This is a genomic window from Alteromonas sp. BL110 (assembly GCF_003443615.1).
Classification (GTDB): Bacteria; Pseudomonadota; Gammaproteobacteria; order Enterobacterales; family Alteromonadaceae; genus Alteromonas.
The window spans coordinates 2,826,446-2,842,207 of sequence record NZ_CP031967.1 but is presented as its reverse complement, the minus strand read 5'-3'; the positions used below and the strand labels follow the sequence as shown (position 1 = coordinate 2,842,207).

Here is a 15,762-nt window from a genome sequence, read left to right as displayed (position 1 = left end):
TTCTAAGGTAGTGACGCACAGTGTGTGTACTACCTTCTACATTCGTTGTTACGATTAAAATTTTTTGTCCTTTCATAGGCTGTCTTTGCTTGCCAAATCCCATTGGTCTGCTAGCATTCAGCCCAAAATTCATTAGCAAAATTAGGGATTAGTTATTATGTCTCGCGTTTTAATTATTGGTGCTGGCGGTGTTGCGTCGGTAACTGTGAAAAAATGTGCACGTTTACCGCAACATTTCGACGAAATTTACTTAGCAAGCCGCACGGTATCTAAGTGTGAAGCGCTACAGCAAGAAGTAGGTGCAGATCGCGTTAAAGGTGTTTTCGCTGTTGATGCAGACAACGCAAAAGAAGTTGAAGCACTTATCAACGAAGTAAAACCGGACCTAGTAATCAACCTAGCGTTGCCATATCAAGATCTTCCTATTATGGACGCATGTCTTGCGACTAACACTGATTATCTAGACACTGCTAACTACGAGCCAAAAGACGAAGCAAAATTCGAATACTCGTGGCAGTGGGCCTACCAAGACAAATTCAAAGACGCAGGCATTATGGCCCTTCTTGGCAGTGGCTTCGATCCAGGTGTAACAAACGTTTATACAGCGTACGCAGCAAAGCATTACTTCGACGAAATTCACTACCTTGATATCGTAGATTGTAATGGCGGCGATCACGGTCAGGCTTTCGCGACTAATTTCAATCCAGAAATTAACATTCGTGAAATTACCCAGCGCGGTCGCTATTGGGAAAATGGCGAGTGGAAAGAAACCGATCCGCTAAGCGTACGTGAAGACTTAGACTATCAAAATATTGGGGTCCGTGCTTCTTATTTGATGTTCCATGAAGAACTCGAGTCTATCGTGAAGCACTTCCCTACTTTGAAGCGCGCACGCTTCTGGATGACCTTTGGCGATGCTTATCTTAACCACCTGCGCGTGCTTGAAGGTATTGGTATGACTAGCATTGAGCCAGTTGAATTCCAAGGTCAGAAGATTGTACCGCTAGAGTTCTTAAAAGCAGTCCTTCCTAACCCAGGTTCACTTGCTGAAGGCTATAGCGGCATGACGTGCATTGGTACTTACATCACAGGTATTAAAGATGGCAAAGAAAAAACCATCTTTATCTACAATAACTGTGATCACGCAAAATGTAACGAAGAAGTAGGCGCGCAAGCCGTATCTTACACCACAGGTGTTCCGGCGATGATTGGCGCGGCACTTATGCTTAACGGTACATGGAAAGAGTCGGGCGTTTGGAACATGGAACAATTCGACCCAGACCCATTCATGGATATGCTTAATGAGCACGGCCTACCATGGCACGTACTCGAATGTGAAAGCAGCCCTTTCACCAAATAATTGATACTCGGGCGCTTAATTCAAGCGCCCTTTTTTTTGTTAGCGCTATAACTGCATTCGAAATAACTCAAACTATCCTAGGTTGTCAAACTGCACTAGTCAGCCGTTTTTTGAGCTAAGACTGGTTATGTAATACATTAGACGTCTCATTAATGCTGTAAGCAGTTTTATTTTTTGGAGCTTTACCCATTGACCGATTTAACTCAACGCACTGATATTCCTTCTCCTTGCTATGTGCTGGAAGAAGCAAAGTTAATTAAAAACCTTGAGCTCATGAAACGGGTTCAAGACGAATCGGGTGCCCGCATCATTCTGGCGCTGAAAGGCTTTTCAATGTGGTCATGCTTCGACATTGTTAAACAGTATTTACACGGTGCAACAGCGAGTTCGGTATGGGAAGCGAAACTAGCCGCTGAGATGGGTAAAGAAGTTCATGCTTATTCTCCAGCGTACAAAGTTAGTGACGCGAAAGAACTAGCAAGCCTTGTTAATCACTTGTCTTTCAATAGCTTATCCCAGTGGAATACGCATAAAGAAACGTTATCTAACGTTTCGTTAGGCCTTCGCATAAACCCTGAGCATCAAGAAGCTGACACGCCACTGTACGATCCTGCAGCGCCTGGTTCTCGCTTAGGCATACGTGCCAGTGAGCTAGAAGGTGTAGACTTATCGGGTATTGAAGGTTTTCATTGCCACAACCTTTGTGAGTGTGACTCTTTTGCCACTGCACGCACCCTTGAAGCTATTGAAAAGCGTTTTAGCAAATGGCTTGGTCAATTAAAGTGGTTGAACCTAGGTGGCGGACATCTCATGACCCGAGACGGTTATGATGTTGAGCACCTTATTAAAACACTAAAAGACTTTAAAGCGCGTTACCCGCATCTGGACGTTATATTAGAGCCTGGCTCTGCGGTTGCGTGGCAAACAGGCCCTCTAATTTGTGAAGTAGTTGATATGGTGGAAAACGACGGAGATATCGCTATTTTAGATATTTCAGCCACTGCACACATGCCTGATGTATTAGAAATGCCCTATCGCCCGGCAATTTTAGGTGCAGGTATGCCAGATGAAAAAGCACATAATGTGAAGCTTGGCGGTAATTCCTGCCTTGCTGGTGACGTCATAGATGTCTATTCCTTCGATACCCCGTTGAAAGCAGGCGACCGATTACAGTTTGAAGATATGATGCACTATACCATGGTAAAAACTACCTTCTTTAACGGTGTAGAACACCCTGCTATTGGTATTTTACGCGCTAATGGCGACTTCGAACTGGTTCGTGAGTTCAGCTACGAAGACTTTAAGGGCCGTTTGTCTTAAACTTAACCCATCATTAAAAAGTATACGAAAAGCTAATTGATTATTATTTGTTCAATTAGCTTGTTCCCAATCAGCTCTAGTGCTATTTTGTGGATGTTGAGTCGTCAAAAGGGAATTTCGGCCTACCAGCCCTATCTAAGGTGAGTCTCTAATCTCCGTCGTCTTTTGTTCAACACCGAATTCAGGTGTTGTATCAAACCATTAAAAATTGCCTGTCTCGGTTATATCTTATCTTTATCAGAGGAATTGATCGTGAGAAGGAATAATCTAGGCTCAAGCTGTGCAACTCAAGTACACACATTTGCCAAACCTATTGTATCTGCGCTTAGTGCGCTACTTTTAACCACGGCCTGTATGTCAACAACCCCTTCTATGGGGGGGGGAAGTTCGGGTGCTGTGAGTGGTGGCGCCGGCGGCGCTAGTGCATCTAATAACAATGCACAACTGGAAAATTGTGATGAAACACTCGGTACATTAAGTGTTTTTGAAGATACAAGTTTGCCTTGGTGGTCAGAGTATCGCAGAACTTACCCAAAACTCGGCAGCACCATTCCTGTTATCAGGTTAATGATTCAACAGTCTAATTGCTTTGTTATTGTTGAGCGCGGCCGTGCTATGAATGCAATGAACACCGAGCGTCAGCTAATGCAATCAGGGCAACTTCGCTCTGGCTCTAATATTGGGGGCGGTCAAATGGTAGCAGCCGATTACACGCTTAGTCCATCTGTACTGTTTGCCGAAAAAACGCAGGGTGGAAAAGCCATAGCGGGTGCCCTGTTTGGTACGTTAGGCTCTATCGTTGGCGGAGGTTTTAGCAAAAATGAAGCGGCTACCTCGTTACTGCTTATAGACAACCGTTCGGGTGTTCAGGTTTCTGCTGCAACAGGCAGTGCTGCGAATCACGACTTTAGCTTATTTGGTGGCATGTTTGCTGGCGCAGCAGCAGGAGGCGCTGGCGGCTTTTCAAAGACGCCCGAAGGTAAAATGTTAGTAACTGCATTTGCTGATTCTTTTAACCAAATGGTGGTCGCACTTCGCTCTTACAAAGCCCAAGAGGTTGAGGGAGGTTTAGGTAAAGGTGGAAAGCTAACAGTAGGAGGCGCAGATGATGCCATGCCAGAAGCTACCGACGCGCCAGCGATAACCACATCAACAACAACCACTGCTGTCTATGTAGATAACACCCCTTCAAGGGTTACAGTTTCTGATCGTCGTTCTTATAACTTTGATGTGGACGAATATGATGAGAAAGCCTTTAATAGGTACTACGACTGGCTTAAAAACTATGGCCCATTAATGACGGCGTTTGTTTCTTTCGACCCAGAAAATAATAACCCTAACTGGCCGGGCGGCATGTCTATGACGGCAGCCGCTACCATGCTTCTAACTCAGTTAGACTCTCATCGCATTGAACTTGAAGCATGGCCATACGAAGCTAGGGTTCAAGCATGGAGAAAGATGGGAAGAAGATTGGAAAGCCACACTGAACTTTTTGAGCGCAACCGGGCATTAGCGCTTCGAAATGAAAAACTCGACGACGAAGTTCGTCAAGTTATCGAAAGCATACAAGTAGTAACAAAAGAGAGTCTGTTCCCAGAAGGCATTTAATTTCGATACATTGTAACCGAAGCTGCAAATTGCGGCTTCGGCTCTCAATAATATTGATAATACTAAGGCATTTCAGCTAAACCACACCACTACCCGAAGCAGTTTCAGATTTATCAATCTCTCCTTCAGCTAGAACGTCATCACCGAGTTCTATTTTAAAAGTTGTGCCTGACTTCCCCTGCAAACTGTAGCGAAATCCGTACATTTCACCTTCGTTTAATGCGACCTCAGTAACATCATTTGGATGAATTAAATCGTAAACGCCAGAGTCATTCGCCTGAGAGAATATATCTACCAGCCATTTACCACCAGACATAGTGATCTTAAGTGTCTTCGTCATCTGCGTCTCCTTCAGTAACCAGTCTCTTTATCTTGGACTGCCATACAATGTAATACTTTGTATTTCGCCGATGACGCTTAAGATCAATCTTTCTTAAAGCAAATTACGCTTTTGCTTCAAGCCCAGCTTGATAAAGCGCATTCTTTTTCAAATCGTAATGACTGGCTACCACCGCTGCGGCTTTTTTCAGCGGCATGTGCTCGCACAGGGTTTGCAATAATGACATTGCTTCACTAGGTATCGCTTGTTCATTTATCTTGGCAGGACCTATCATTACAACAAATTCGCCTTTTTGGTGTGCTGGTTCGGCATTCAGATAATCAATGACGTCTTGCGCACTACCACTTACATAGGTTTCAAAGGTTTTAGTCAACTCTTTAGCGACAACAATGTGACGTTCGCCTAATATGCGCTGAATGTCAGTAACCGTGTCTAGAATTCGACGAGGTGCTTCATAGTAAACCGTGGTAAAAGTTCTATCTAATAGCTTTGATAATAAGCCTTCCCGCGCTTGGGTTTTAACCGGCAAAAAGCCTTCAAATGTGAATTTATCTGTAGGCAGCCCTGACGCGCTCAACGCAGTAATTGCGGCGCATGGTCCCGGCAAGGCACTAACTGGAATGCCTTGCTCACGGCATTTACGCACTAAAACAAAACCAGGGTCGCTGATAAGTGGCGTGCCCGCATCACTTATCAAAGCAACAGATTCACCACCTTTCAAACGTTCGCACAGCAGAGCAGTACGCTTGTCCTCATTATGCTCGTGAAGTGAAAGGGTCTTAGTTCCAATACTAAAGTGCTGTAGAAGTCGCGCGCTATGACGGGTGTCCTCGGCAGCAATCCAGTTAACTTCACTTAATACGCGAATTGCTCTAGCGCTCATGTCATCGAGGTTGCCAATAGGCGTAGGAACAATATATAGAGTGGCGGTGTCTGTCATAACAGTGGTTAAGTCTTACGTTAAATTGAAAGGTTATGCGATAAGTGTATCACGCCATTAGTCCAGATTATGCTGGCAAGCGTAGATTTTCACACTGGTTAAGATAAACTTGACCTATAACGATGTAAAAGGAATGAAACTGTGCGTCATATCGGACAATCTGGAAAAATCTTTACGCTATCAGCCATTGCTTCGGTATTGGTACTATCGGGTTGTGGGAGCACGCCAAAAACTCAGTCGAAACCTGTGGTAGTGGAACCGTCTCCAATTGAAACCACCCAGGTTGAACAGAACGTCACACCTGAGCACAAACTCCTAGAAGCTAAGAGGGTATGGGAACGTACCCGCAATAAAGAACAGCGTAATAGCTTATTACTGCAAGCCGCTGACTTATACCTTCAAAACCAACAACCAGTATTAGCGCAGCAGGTGTTGTTTGAAGTTAAAGAAGATGGTGTGTCAGAACGCAACCACTCGTACTACTCCCTTTTAGTTACCAAAGCCTATGCGGGAATGTCTGATGCGTCAGCAGATGAATTGCTGGCAATGCTGGACGGAGTAACTGGCACAGGTGAAACTGCGTTCCAAAAAGCAGAACTTCAAACTCAGCTGTACTCACAGCAAGGTAATTTTGCAGCAGCCGCCAATAGCGTGCTACAAACCAATTTGCCAGATGAAGATAAAGTACAGCAGGTATGGCAGTGGCTCACTTCCATACCGACAGAAACGCTTACAACAGTAGGAAAAGCTTATCCCGCACTCTCACCTTTCATCACGCTTCGCGAGCTGACTGAAGCGAATGCTTCATCGCCCGCCACATTGGCAAGAGAGCTTCAAAAGTTTCAGCAAGTTTATCAAGGCCACATGTTAGAAACGACTTTACCTGACAATGTGCTTAAAGCAACACAGCTTACCGACGCTGGCGCCAATGATATAGCAGTCTTGCTGCCTCTTTCTGGTCGCTTAGCGCGTACGGGGCAAGTAGTAAAAAATGGGATAATGTCGGCCTATTACACCGACGTTGAAAAACGCCAAGATGAACACTTGCTGCCACGCCTACGTTTTATTGACACAAACGGCGTTGATACTCAGCACCTACTCAATGAAATTGGCGACACCAAATTTATTGTCGGACCGCTACTAAAAGATACCGTAGAGAAGTTAATTCCTAATCTACATGCTGGGGTGAATGTACTAGCATTGAATCGTCCAGAAGAACGGATAGACCAGGTAGCAGCAAATAATATATCGAACAACAATACGATAACGACATCACCCAGCCCTGCATTAAATAGTGACGCAGATATGCCTGAAAGCATACTGACAGCTACCGATACCCAAGGGGAACTGGATGCACTGGGCCTCGCCACCTCGTTAAACTATTTCGGACTTGCGCCAGAGGATGAAGCCAAGCAGCTTGCCGAATATATCTTCAATAAAGGCTACCGTGCACCTATCGTTATTGCGGCTCAAAGCAGTTTGTATCAGCGAATGGACACCACGTTTAAAACGCACTGGAGAGCGCTTAACAATAAAGAGAACAAGCGTCGTGCTAACATAACATCGGTTACTTTTAACGACAGCAACTCGCTTCGCGAGGGTATTACTCAAGCACTCGATGTTGCCCAAAGCAACGATCGCATCAATCAAATTGAGTACATGACCAATGATGAAGTGTACAACATGCCTCGCAGCAGGCGAGATATTGATGCCATAGTCGCGTTTGCGTCTCCGCAAGACACAGAGCTGCTAAACCCAATTATTGAAGCAAGTTTGAACCCTTACGACGGTAAGCAAGTTCCTGTGTATGCCACGTCTCGCTCGATGGATTACGACAGCGGAAAAAACCAATGGCGTGACCTACAGAACGTGCATTTTATCGATATGCCATGGTTGATGCCTTCACACAATTGGCAACCTCTTCAACAAGAGGTGGAGCAGGCTTGGCAAAATCAAAATACCATGCAAAAACGTTTGTTTGCGTTTGGCTTTGATGCCTACCAGTTACTTCCACAGCTAGGCATGCTTAACACGCTTAAGTACCTTTCACATGAAGGGTTGACCGGAACCCTTTCGCTTAACGAGAGAGGCGAAGTGATCCGCCAGCAGCCTCAAGCTATGATTCGTAACGAAAAAGTATACATGCTGTCGGAGTAAGATATGTCAAAACTGCAAGGGAATGCAGCAGAGGACAAGGCCTGTCAATATCTTGAGGAACAAGGTCTTAGGCTTCTGCATCGAAATTACCACACGCGACGTGGTGAGTTAGATATTGTAATGCAAGACGGCAATACTATTGTGTGCGTTGAAGTCAAATATAGAAAACGTAATCAATATGGTAGTGCCTTAGAGTTTGTTACTGTCCAAAAGCTGCAGCGAATTCAGGCTGCGTTTAATTTCTATTTGTTAGATAATGGCTTAAATCCAGCGTCTACTCCTCTGCGAATAGACGTTATTGCCATAGACGGAAGCAACCTTCAGTGGTTGAAGAACGTGGGCTAAAAACTGACAACATACAAATTTAAAACTGATGTTGCTCTAAGAGGACTCTATGCGTACGCCATTCATAAACCCGTCCGTAAATTGATAGAAATGTCTTTATGCCAAAAGTATTCCGTTTGTTTTATCTTAGTTTTGCAAGCTTTCTTCTAATTGATGAAAGTGTCTTAGGTTCCTACAAATAATGAGTCACCCCAATAGAAAGATATCACCTAGCAGTGTTGATGACCAAGAGATAGAATTAATAGTTGGCAACTCAAGCGCCAACTTTTCTGGTGTAACATCCACTATGTTGCAAGTGACGTCGTTTCAAAAACACATGATGAATTTGCGAATAATGGGTAAGCACTTCGTTTCAGACCCAGCGATGACTATTACGTTTTGGGAGGCTGCCAAAATATGTCGACGGCCGCTTAGCAATGGTAAATGGCGAATTTTTCATGCACGCCGCGTTGATGAGATGATTCAGGGAATTCTCCTTAAGTACCTTTTTCGTGCGAAAATAAAGCTAGTGTTTAGCTCAGCCGCTCAGCGAAAGCGCTCTGCTTCAACGGTATGGTTAAGTAATAGAATGGACGCAATTATTGCGATGAGTAATCGTTCCGCAAAGTACTTAAACAAACCTCCTGCTAAAATTAATCTTCACGGTGTGCAGGTTGATAACTACACACCAGCCGAAAACAAGCAAGAAGCTTGGCAGGCGTTGGGTTACGGCGGCAAATACGGCATTGGTATTCTAGGTAGAGTGAGAGAGCAAAAAGGGGTTCACCTTTTTGTGGAGGCTTGCATCAAAGTATTACCTAAATACCCTGATGTGAATGCGGTAGTGGTGGGCGCCATCTCTTCGAACAACAAAGAGTTTGTTAATCAGCTTAAAGAGAAAGTTTCTGAAGCCGGTTTAACTGACCGCATCATTTTCACCGGTGAGTTGCCTTTTGAACAGGTACCTAGAATATTCAGTGCATTGTCTCTAGTGAATGCACTTAGCTACAACGAAGGTTTTGGTTTAACTGTGCCTGAAGCCATGAGCGCTGGGGCGGCTGTACTAGCGACACAAGCAGGCGCATGGGAAGATATCGTTAGACCAGGTATTGACGGATATATAGTACCTACCAGAGACCAGCAATCTGTAACTAAACATATGGACTTGCTTCTTTCAGATATGGATAAACTTGCAGAAATGGGCAAAGCAGGTCGAGAACACGTTGTAAAAAACTTTAAGGTTGAAGATGAAGCAAAAAACTTGGTTGAGTTCTTTCGCTCTCTTCAATAAATAACGCCTTAGCATTGCAGTATAGGTCAATGCCACGTGGTATTTGATATTAATAAGACAAAGCATAAGCAAAAATTATGTAAATACTGGTCATTACGTTTAGCCGTACGTTGTAACTTAGTGCTACAACCACTAAAAAGTGAGCAGTAGGCAGTTGAAAATAAAGAGATGACAGATGATTGAACAGATAAAAGCGAACTTTACCGAGAGCATTCAGACAAAAATTGCAGCATCGGAAATATTGCCGGAATATATTGAAAAAGCGGCGTACATGATGGTTGAAGCCTTGATAAGAGGCAATAAAGTATTAAGCTGCGGTAATGGTGGTTCTGCTGGCGACGCACAGCACTTTTCATCAGAAATGTTAAACCGCTATGAGCGTGACCGCCCTAGCCTGCCTGCTATTGCGTTAAGCACAGACACGTCGACCATCACGTCTATCGCTAATGACTACAGTTACGACGAAATATTTGCCAAACAGGTACGTGCTTTAGGCCAGCCTGGCGATATCCTTTTGGCTATTTCCACTAGTGGCAATTCACGTAATGTTATCGCCGCAATGGAAGCTGCTTTGTCTCGCGATATGACTATTGTCGCGCTTACCGGCAAAGACGGTGGTGAAATGGCTGGCTTTTTAAGTGAGCATGACGTAGAAATTCGCGTTCCTTCTAACCGCACCGCACGTATTCAAGAAGTGCACCTGCTAGTTATTCACAACCTATGTGAGTGCATTGACGACAGCTTATTCCCTGCTGACCATGGCGATGACTGATAAAATTAACTATGAGTAGACAAGTAAAAAATTTAGGGCTGCTGGGCTCTGTATTAGCCCTGATTCTAACATTACAAGGTTGCGTAGTGGCCGTTGGCGCAGCGGGCGCAATGGCTGCAAAGGTCGCCAACGACCGGCGTACTGTGGGTACACAACTTGACGACCAAAATGCCGACGCTGCGGTGTCTTATCAATGGTCGAAAAGCGATGCGCTCAAAGAGCAAACCAATCTACAGGTCGACGTTTATAACGGTGTTGCCTTGCTCACTGGCCAAGCCCCCAATCAAGGGCTTATAGACGAAGCCGTAAGCCGTGCTCAGGAAGTCAGCTACATCAAGAAAATTCACAACCAAGTACGCATTGGCGAACCAATAGGCGCTGGTACACAGGCAAATGATCTGTGGCTAGCGTCAAAAGTACGCACCAAAATAGTCGCGGATGAGCGCGTTCCGGCCCTTCAGGTTAAAGTGGTTGTGCAAGACTCAGAGGTATTTTTAATGGGTCGATTAACCAACCTTGAAGCTACAGCAGCGGTAGATATTGCTCGCAATGTTACGGGTGTAGCTCGCGTGGTTAGAGCCTTTGAAATTGTTCAATAGAGAGTTAGCCACTGCCCTTTTGGTAGCAGGGGCACTCTTTATGGAAATTTTGGACGCCACGGTAATTACCACGGCGCTCCCTGTTATTGCCGCTGACTTTAACGTGCCGGCAGCCCACCTTTCTATTGGCGTGTCGGCCTATTTAGTAGCCGTCACGCTCTTTATCCCTTTAAGTGGTTACGCCGCTGACAAATTTGGGGCTCGAACAATATTTATAGCGGCGATTGCCGTTTTTACTTTTGCCTCGGTCCTTTGTGGTTTGAGTACCAGCTTATTCGAATTTACCCTCTCTAGAATTCTTCAGGGTTTAGGTGGCGCCATGATGGTGCCGGTTGGAAGATTGGTAGTATTGCGGGACTTGCCCAAAGAAAAACTAGTAAAAACCGTCGCCATTATCACATGGCCCGCCTTGAGTGCACCGCTATTAGGCCCAGTGCTCGGCGGCTACATAGCCACACATTTTAGCTGGCAGTGGATTTTTTATATGAATATTCCGCTGGGTATTATTGCAATGGTCGCCTCTGTCTACCTATTGAGAAACACCAAAGGCGATGTGGGTAAGTTTGATATTAAAGGCTTTTTACTTACTGGCGTCGGCTTTGCGCTTTTTATGGCTGGTATTGAGTTTCTTGCCAGTACCAGCGACAAACTTTTTCAGTCACTTGGCGTTGTCGCCATTGGCTTAGTACTCATGATTTTCGCAATACGGCATGTTAGGAAAGCCAAAAACCCTCTATTTTCATTCGATGCAATGCAGCATAAAACCTTCAGACTTTCTGTATACGGTGGTTCTGTTGTTCGCGTGGCTCTTGGGAGCGCACCATTTCTTGTACCGCTTATGCTGCAGCTAGGGCTAGGTTACTCGCCTGTAGAGGCAGGCTCGCTGTTGCTGTGGCTTTTTGCAGGGAACTTGGCGATAAAGCCAGCAACAACGTGGATCATGAATACGTTCGGTTTCAAACGTGTGCTTGTGGTGAACGGCGTGCTTATCGCTCTTGGCTTTGTCGCGCTAGCGATGATAAATCACACTACATCGTCGTTTACCATTGCCGCTATTTTGTTTGCTAACGGCGTGACCCGCTCAATGCACTTAACGTTAATAAACACCATTGCTTTTGCCGACGTACCGCCTAATAAAATGCGAGATGCAAACACCTTAGGCGCAATTCTAATGCAAATGAATCGCGGTCTTGGTATTACCCTATCAGCGCTTGCTATCGCAACGGCATCGTTCATTCTTGGACAAAGTCCCGACACGCCGAACCTACAAACGTTTACGCTATCTATGATATTTATGGGTGCTGTGGCGTTAGTAAGTATTTACGACAGTTTAATGCTGTCTAAGGAAGATGGCAATTCAGTGTTGAATAAACGGAAAGCAAAAAAAGCGCGACAAAACTAGCCCGAACCTATTGTTTGTAAATCTAGTGACAAATGTCACATGCTATTGATGACGTTTGTGACTAACGCAATCTGAGATACTTTTACATACTTTACCTATCGACATTACGACATTAGGTAAAGCACATGGAACATACATTAGACCACATTTCTACAGCCAGTATTCAGAGCTCCCCGGTTTCGCTCGAACAACAGCGCGAAGACTTTAAAAGAAAAAGATTTATTGCTATGCCATTGGCAGGCGTATTTGTTTGGGCGTTGCTTGGTATGAGTGCTCTTTTTGTATCTGAGCTCATCATAACCTGGATGCTTTATATCGGCACAGGGGCAATTTTCTATCTAGGCGCAGGTTTGTCTTACCTTACTGGTGAAAGATTTTTTGCGAAAAACGCAGTAAAGAACAGCTTCGACCGCCTTTTCTTTGTTGGTATGTTTATGAGCCTACTGGTCTTTGCCATCGCCCTTCCGGTTGCAGCTATTGACCACACAACCGTGCCGTTGAGTATCGGCATTCTTGCTGGACTAATGTGGATGCCATTGTCGTGGGCGATAGAGCATTGGGTTGGCTATTTTCATACCATCGCAAGAACCTTCGGCATTGTTGTAGCTTGGTACTTGTTTCCTGAAGCACGAGTAGAAGCAATTTCGGCGGTAATTGTCGCAGTTTACATTGTGTCGCTAATCACACTTGAACGCCGTTATCAAACAATCAAATCTCACTAATTTCGCTTTAATAACAAGGAATACATGATGACTTACTTACTTTTAGCGATTGCAATTATCACTGAAGTTACGGCTACCATGCTGCTTAAGATGTCGAACGGATGGGAGAAATGGGCCTTTGGCTACGGCGCTATATTTTTCTATACCGTGTCAGGAATGCTGTTTGCCATGGTATTAAAAAACATGGGAATTGGCGTTGCCTATGCGATTTGGTCAGGCATGGGTATCGCGCTAATCACCGCTGCTTCGGTAGTATTTTGGAAACAAACTTTCGACATTTATGCCGTGCTGGGTATTATGTTAATTATCTCTGGTACCTTGCTTATCACTAGCAAGTCAGCCGTTGTATTTCAATAAGGACGAAGTACTCACAATGCGCAGCCATAACAGCATGCAAAATAACAACGACGCAGTGCCTACAGCTCATTTAAATGAAGGCACTGCGACAATGGGTGGCTCAATAGACCATGTAGATAAAAGCGATATGGCGCCGGTCATGCCATTGCTGGGAGATGGTAGAAAAAAGCGCTGGTCTCATGCCAGCTTGTTTTTTTCGCTGTTCTTTTTTGTGCCCCTTATAATCTCCCGCCCTCTTCCCATTGAGGTATGGGTAGTTCAAAGCTTGGGATACCTTAGCTTTATTGTTCTGTACATCAAAGCAATAAGTCAGCCTGTCAAAGCTCTACCTTCCTATTTATTATCTATGTTTTTACTTTCTGTCGCCTGCAGTTTTCAAAATCCAGGTGGCGCAACCATTATAGGTTTCATTGCATTTATCGTTGGCTATTACAACTCGTTCAAAACGGGTTTTGCGAGCATAAGCATAATGATGATCGTGCTTTTCACTCTAAACATTACTATGTTTGAAAATGCACACTTTCTCTTAGGCGCTTCAATCATTAACAGTTTAGTATTGTTTGGTTTTGGCGTTATGGAGCGTAAGGAAACCCTTCACGGTCTAAAAGAAAGCCAGCAAGCTGAAGCCTTGCGCGTATTATCCGCGATAGCTGAGAGAGAACGTATTGGCAGAGACTTACACGATGTTGCAGGTCACGCATTAAGCTCAATTTCGTTAAAAGCTCAACTCGCTGATAAGCTTATTAGTAAGAATAAAATTGCCGATGCGCATAGGGAAGTAAAGGCGTTGGCGCAACTATCTCAAGCATTATTAAGCGATATTCGTCAGGCAGTATCAGACATTAAACAACTTTCGCTTGACGATGAAATAGCGAAAGATAAAGCACTGCTAGAAGAAAACGGCTTTAACGTTTCAACCACTATTGATGACAGCGCTTTGATGAAGCTGACCTCAAAGCAAGAAAGCCAGCTTGCGCTTATAGTAAAAGAACTAACCACCAATACCTTGCGCTATTCAAAGGGAAAGACGGTATCTATTAATTTTGACCTTAATGTTAATCCGAAAACTTTGGTCATGACCTATCAAGATGACGGTGTAGTTGAGTACAGCGGGTCAATTAAGGAAGGAAACGGATTAATGGGTATTAGAGAACGTGCAGCATCTATAAATGCAGATGTGAGCATTTCTTTTTACCCTTCTGTAAACGTGCAGCTTATTTTGGAAAACCCATCGTCTGAAAAGGTGGCGTTATGAATTTAAAAGCGAAAACAACCATTTTGATTGTTGAAGACCAATCGCTTATTCGAGATGCCATAGCCATGCTTCTGTCACTAGAGGACGACCTTACCATCGCAGCTAAATGCAGTAATGGGCAAGAAGCGATTAAGTATTTAAGCGATCACCCTGCGCCTGACATTATCCTAAGTGATATTGAAATGCCGCTGGTCTCAGGGCTAGATTTAGCCGCCCACGTGACAGAACAATGCCTTAGTAGCAAGGTAGTTTTAATGACTACATTTTCGAAACCGGGCTATATTAAACGCGCATTGAGCCTAGGGGTTAAGGGGTTTATTTTAAAAGAATCTGATAGCGACTACTTGATAGATGCCATACATAAAGTGTCTGCGGGGGAAAAAGTAATTTCGACCGAGCTTGCTATCATGGCTCTCGATGACAACAACCCGCTTTCACAGAAAGAAATGGCGGCACTTAAGCTTGCGTCAGACGGATGCAAGACCCAAGACATCGCGCAATCGTTGTTTTTATCAGAAGGTACAGTAAGAAATTATCTTTCAGAAGCTATATCAAAGCTTGATGCGACAAACCGAGTGGACGCAGCCCGTATTGCAAAACAAAAAGGCTGGCTATAGCACTAAATCAAAACCATGTGGACGCAATCGTTGTAGAGGTCGGTATGTTTAGCTTTTCGGATAAACCGATAAGCACTCGCTCGGGACCGTAGATAATGCCCTGCTGTTTTGCAGTCCATACGCAAGTTAAAATGCTGGTACCTTTACGTAATTCACACTGCCATTTAGCTGTGGTTTCAGCGAGTCTTTCATAGTCATCTTCGATTTCCCAACCTGCGTCAACATGCTCTACGATAAGTTGTTCGAATTGAGTAAACGGAATAGGCAGAATGATTACCCACTCATTTTTCTTAAACTTTCTTTCTAACCGCGATTTTTTGAAACTGGTAAAAAAACCCACGCTCCATCTCCGTATGATTGAAAGGCTTTACGTACAGCCAAAGCATTTCTAATATTTTGACACCGTACCCATAATTTGCCCTGAAGGAGTCGGACAAGAACAAGACGTTCCAACCATTTCACCGTTTGACGTTGGGCATATGCCGTACTCGCCGTTACTACCATAGCGGCACTGGTTACCAAACTCAGAGTTGGCTGATGCTGCCCTTTCATTGTTAGTGGCGCTTCCTGCTTCATCATCCGGTAGATATACAGTGTATGTACAGCTAAAAAGCAGACTTGTCGCCACAATGGTGCTTAGACGAGAAATTGATTTTAGCTTCATTGTTATTGGTCAATTATTTTTAATACAATTTTAA

17 protein-coding genes are annotated in these 15,762 nt (G+C 44.3%); 13 read left to right on the top strand and 4 right to left on the bottom strand.

Going from position 1 to position 15,762, the window contains the following annotated elements; genetic code table 11:
* Positions 1 to 157 precede the first annotated feature (157 nt).
* The 3 genes from D1814_RS12250 (at position 158) to D1814_RS19490 (ending at position 4,288) form a co-directional block, all read left to right on the top strand.
* A complete protein-coding gene (locus tag D1814_RS12250) occupies positions 158 to 1,360 on the top strand; it encodes a saccharopine dehydrogenase family protein (protein WP_118492644.1) in 1,203 nt (400 codons plus the stop codon).
* 189 nt (positions 1,361 to 1,549) lie between these two features.
* Positions 1,550 to 2,680 (top strand): carboxynorspermidine decarboxylase, encoded by a 1,131-nt coding sequence (nspC, locus tag D1814_RS12245; RefSeq protein WP_118495380.1) that lies wholly within the window; start codon positions 1,550 to 1,552, stop codon positions 2,678 to 2,680.
* 252 nt (positions 2,681 to 2,932) lie between these two features.
* Positions 2,933 to 4,288, top strand: coding sequence for a CsgG/HfaB family protein (locus D1814_RS19490; RefSeq protein WP_183037597.1), 1,356 nt, complete (start codon positions 2,933 to 2,935; stop codon positions 4,286 to 4,288).
* A gap of 76 nt (positions 4,289 to 4,364) precedes the next feature.
* Here the strand turns inward: D1814_RS19490 and D1814_RS12235 are convergent, their stop codons facing one another.
* Both D1814_RS12235 and rsmI read right to left on the bottom strand, forming a co-directional pair.
* Complete coding sequence (locus D1814_RS12235; RefSeq protein ID WP_118492642.1) at positions 4,365 to 4,628, bottom strand: hypothetical protein; 264 nt, start codon at positions 4,626 to 4,628, stop codon at positions 4,365 to 4,367.
* Positions 4,629 to 4,731: 103 nt separating this feature from the next.
* The gene (gene rsmI, locus D1814_RS12230) at positions 4,732 to 5,568 is read right to left on the bottom strand and encodes a 16S rRNA (cytidine(1402)-2'-O)-methyltransferase (protein WP_118492640.1); all 837 of its coding nucleotides are present in this window, start codon (positions 5,566 to 5,568) and stop codon (positions 4,732 to 4,734) included.
* Positions 5,569 to 5,709: 141 nt separating this feature from the next.
* Between rsmI and D1814_RS12225 the strand changes: the two genes are divergently transcribed.
* The 10 genes from D1814_RS12225 (at position 5,710) to D1814_RS12180 (ending at position 15,064) form a co-directional block, all read left to right on the top strand.
* Positions 5,710 to 7,725 (top strand): penicillin-binding protein activator, encoded by a 2,016-nt coding sequence (locus D1814_RS12225; protein WP_118492638.1) that lies wholly within the window; start codon positions 5,710 to 5,712, stop codon positions 7,723 to 7,725.
* A 3-nt stretch (positions 7,726 to 7,728) separates the two neighbouring features.
* On the top strand, positions 7,729 to 8,070 hold the full coding sequence (locus D1814_RS12220) for a YraN family protein (RefSeq protein ID WP_118492636.1): 342 nt from the start codon (positions 7,729 to 7,731) through the stop codon (positions 8,068 to 8,070).
* A 181-nt stretch (positions 8,071 to 8,251) separates the two neighbouring features.
* The gene (locus tag D1814_RS12215; protein ID WP_118492634.1) at positions 8,252 to 9,340 is read left to right on the top strand and encodes a glycosyltransferase family 4 protein; all 1,089 of its coding nucleotides are present in this window, start codon (positions 8,252 to 8,254) and stop codon (positions 9,338 to 9,340) included.
* Positions 9,341 to 9,515: 175 nt separating this feature from the next.
* Positions 9,516 to 10,112: a phosphoheptose isomerase gene (locus D1814_RS12210; RefSeq protein WP_118492632.1), complete on the top strand. Its 597-nt coding sequence runs from the start codon at positions 9,516 to 9,518 to the stop codon at positions 10,110 to 10,112.
* Between the two features lie 11 nt (positions 10,113 to 10,123).
* Positions 10,124 to 10,711 (top strand): BON domain-containing protein, encoded by a 588-nt coding sequence (locus tag D1814_RS12205; RefSeq protein WP_118492630.1) that lies wholly within the window; start codon positions 10,124 to 10,126, stop codon positions 10,709 to 10,711.
* Positions 10,712 to 10,751: 40 nt separating this feature from the next.
* Positions 10,752 to 12,113, top strand: a complete 1,362-nt coding sequence (locus D1814_RS12200; protein WP_118492628.1) for an MFS transporter — start codon at positions 10,752 to 10,754, stop codon at positions 12,111 to 12,113.
* A 125-nt stretch (positions 12,114 to 12,238) separates the two neighbouring features.
* Entirely contained in the window at positions 12,239 to 12,835 is a 597-nt protein-coding gene (locus tag D1814_RS12195) for a DUF7010 family protein (protein WP_118492626.1), read from the top strand.
* Between the two features lie 27 nt (positions 12,836 to 12,862).
* Positions 12,863 to 13,192, top strand: a complete 330-nt coding sequence (locus D1814_RS12190; RefSeq protein WP_118492624.1) for a DMT family transporter — start codon at positions 12,863 to 12,865, stop codon at positions 13,190 to 13,192.
* Between the two features lie 16 nt (positions 13,193 to 13,208).
* Entirely contained in the window at positions 13,209 to 14,447 is a 1,239-nt protein-coding gene (locus D1814_RS12185) for a sensor histidine kinase (RefSeq protein ID WP_118492622.1), read from the top strand.
* The gene (locus D1814_RS12180) at positions 14,444 to 15,064 is read left to right on the top strand and encodes a response regulator transcription factor (RefSeq protein WP_118492620.1); all 621 of its coding nucleotides are present in this window, start codon (positions 14,444 to 14,446) and stop codon (positions 15,062 to 15,064) included. Before D1814_RS12185 ends, D1814_RS12180 begins: the two co-directional genes overlap by 4 nt.
* 7 nt (positions 15,065 to 15,071) lie before the next feature.
* Here D1814_RS12180 and D1814_RS12175 read toward each other — a convergent pair whose 3' ends face one another.
* Both D1814_RS12175 and D1814_RS12170 read right to left on the bottom strand, forming a co-directional pair.
* The gene (locus D1814_RS12175) at positions 15,072 to 15,404 is read right to left on the bottom strand and encodes a hypothetical protein (RefSeq protein WP_118492618.1); all 333 of its coding nucleotides are present in this window, start codon (positions 15,402 to 15,404) and stop codon (positions 15,072 to 15,074) included.
* 48 nt (positions 15,405 to 15,452) lie between these two features.
* Positions 15,453 to 15,728, bottom strand: coding sequence for a hypothetical protein (locus D1814_RS12170; protein WP_118492616.1), 276 nt, complete (start codon positions 15,726 to 15,728; stop codon positions 15,453 to 15,455).
* Positions 15,729 to 15,762 lie beyond the last annotated feature (34 nt).

Coding starts and splice junctions, on each gene's coding strand:
- D1814_RS12250 (WP_118492644.1), top strand. CDS start 158: ATGTCTCGCGTTTTAATTATTGGTGCTGGCGGTGTTGCGTCGGTAACT.
- D1814_RS12235 (WP_118492642.1), bottom strand. CDS start 4,628: ATGACGAAGACACTTAAGATCACTATGTCTGGTGGTAAATGGCTGGTA.
- rsmI (WP_118492640.1), bottom strand. CDS start 5,568: ATGACAGACACCGCCACTCTATATATTGTTCCTACGCCTATTGGCAAC.
- D1814_RS12220 (WP_118492636.1), top strand. CDS start 7,729: ATGTCAAAACTGCAAGGGAATGCAGCAGAGGACAAGGCCTGTCAATAT.
- D1814_RS12215 (WP_118492634.1), top strand. CDS start 8,252: ATGAGTCACCCCAATAGAAAGATATCACCTAGCAGTGTTGATGACCAA.
- D1814_RS12210 (WP_118492632.1), top strand. CDS start 9,516: ATGATTGAACAGATAAAAGCGAACTTTACCGAGAGCATTCAGACAAAA.
- D1814_RS12205 (WP_118492630.1), top strand. CDS start 10,124: ATGAGTAGACAAGTAAAAAATTTAGGGCTGCTGGGCTCTGTATTAGCC.
- D1814_RS12200 (WP_118492628.1), top strand. CDS start 10,752: ATGGAAATTTTGGACGCCACGGTAATTACCACGGCGCTCCCTGTTATT.
- D1814_RS12195 (WP_118492626.1), top strand. CDS start 12,239: ATGGAACATACATTAGACCACATTTCTACAGCCAGTATTCAGAGCTCC.
- D1814_RS12190 (WP_118492624.1), top strand. CDS start 12,863: ATGACTTACTTACTTTTAGCGATTGCAATTATCACTGAAGTTACGGCT.
- D1814_RS12185 (WP_118492622.1), top strand. CDS start 13,209: ATGCGCAGCCATAACAGCATGCAAAATAACAACGACGCAGTGCCTACA.
- D1814_RS12180 (WP_118492620.1), top strand. CDS start 14,444: ATGAATTTAAAAGCGAAAACAACCATTTTGATTGTTGAAGACCAATCG.
- D1814_RS12170 (WP_118492616.1), bottom strand. CDS start 15,728: ATGAAGCTAAAATCAATTTCTCGTCTAAGCACCATTGTGGCGACAAGT.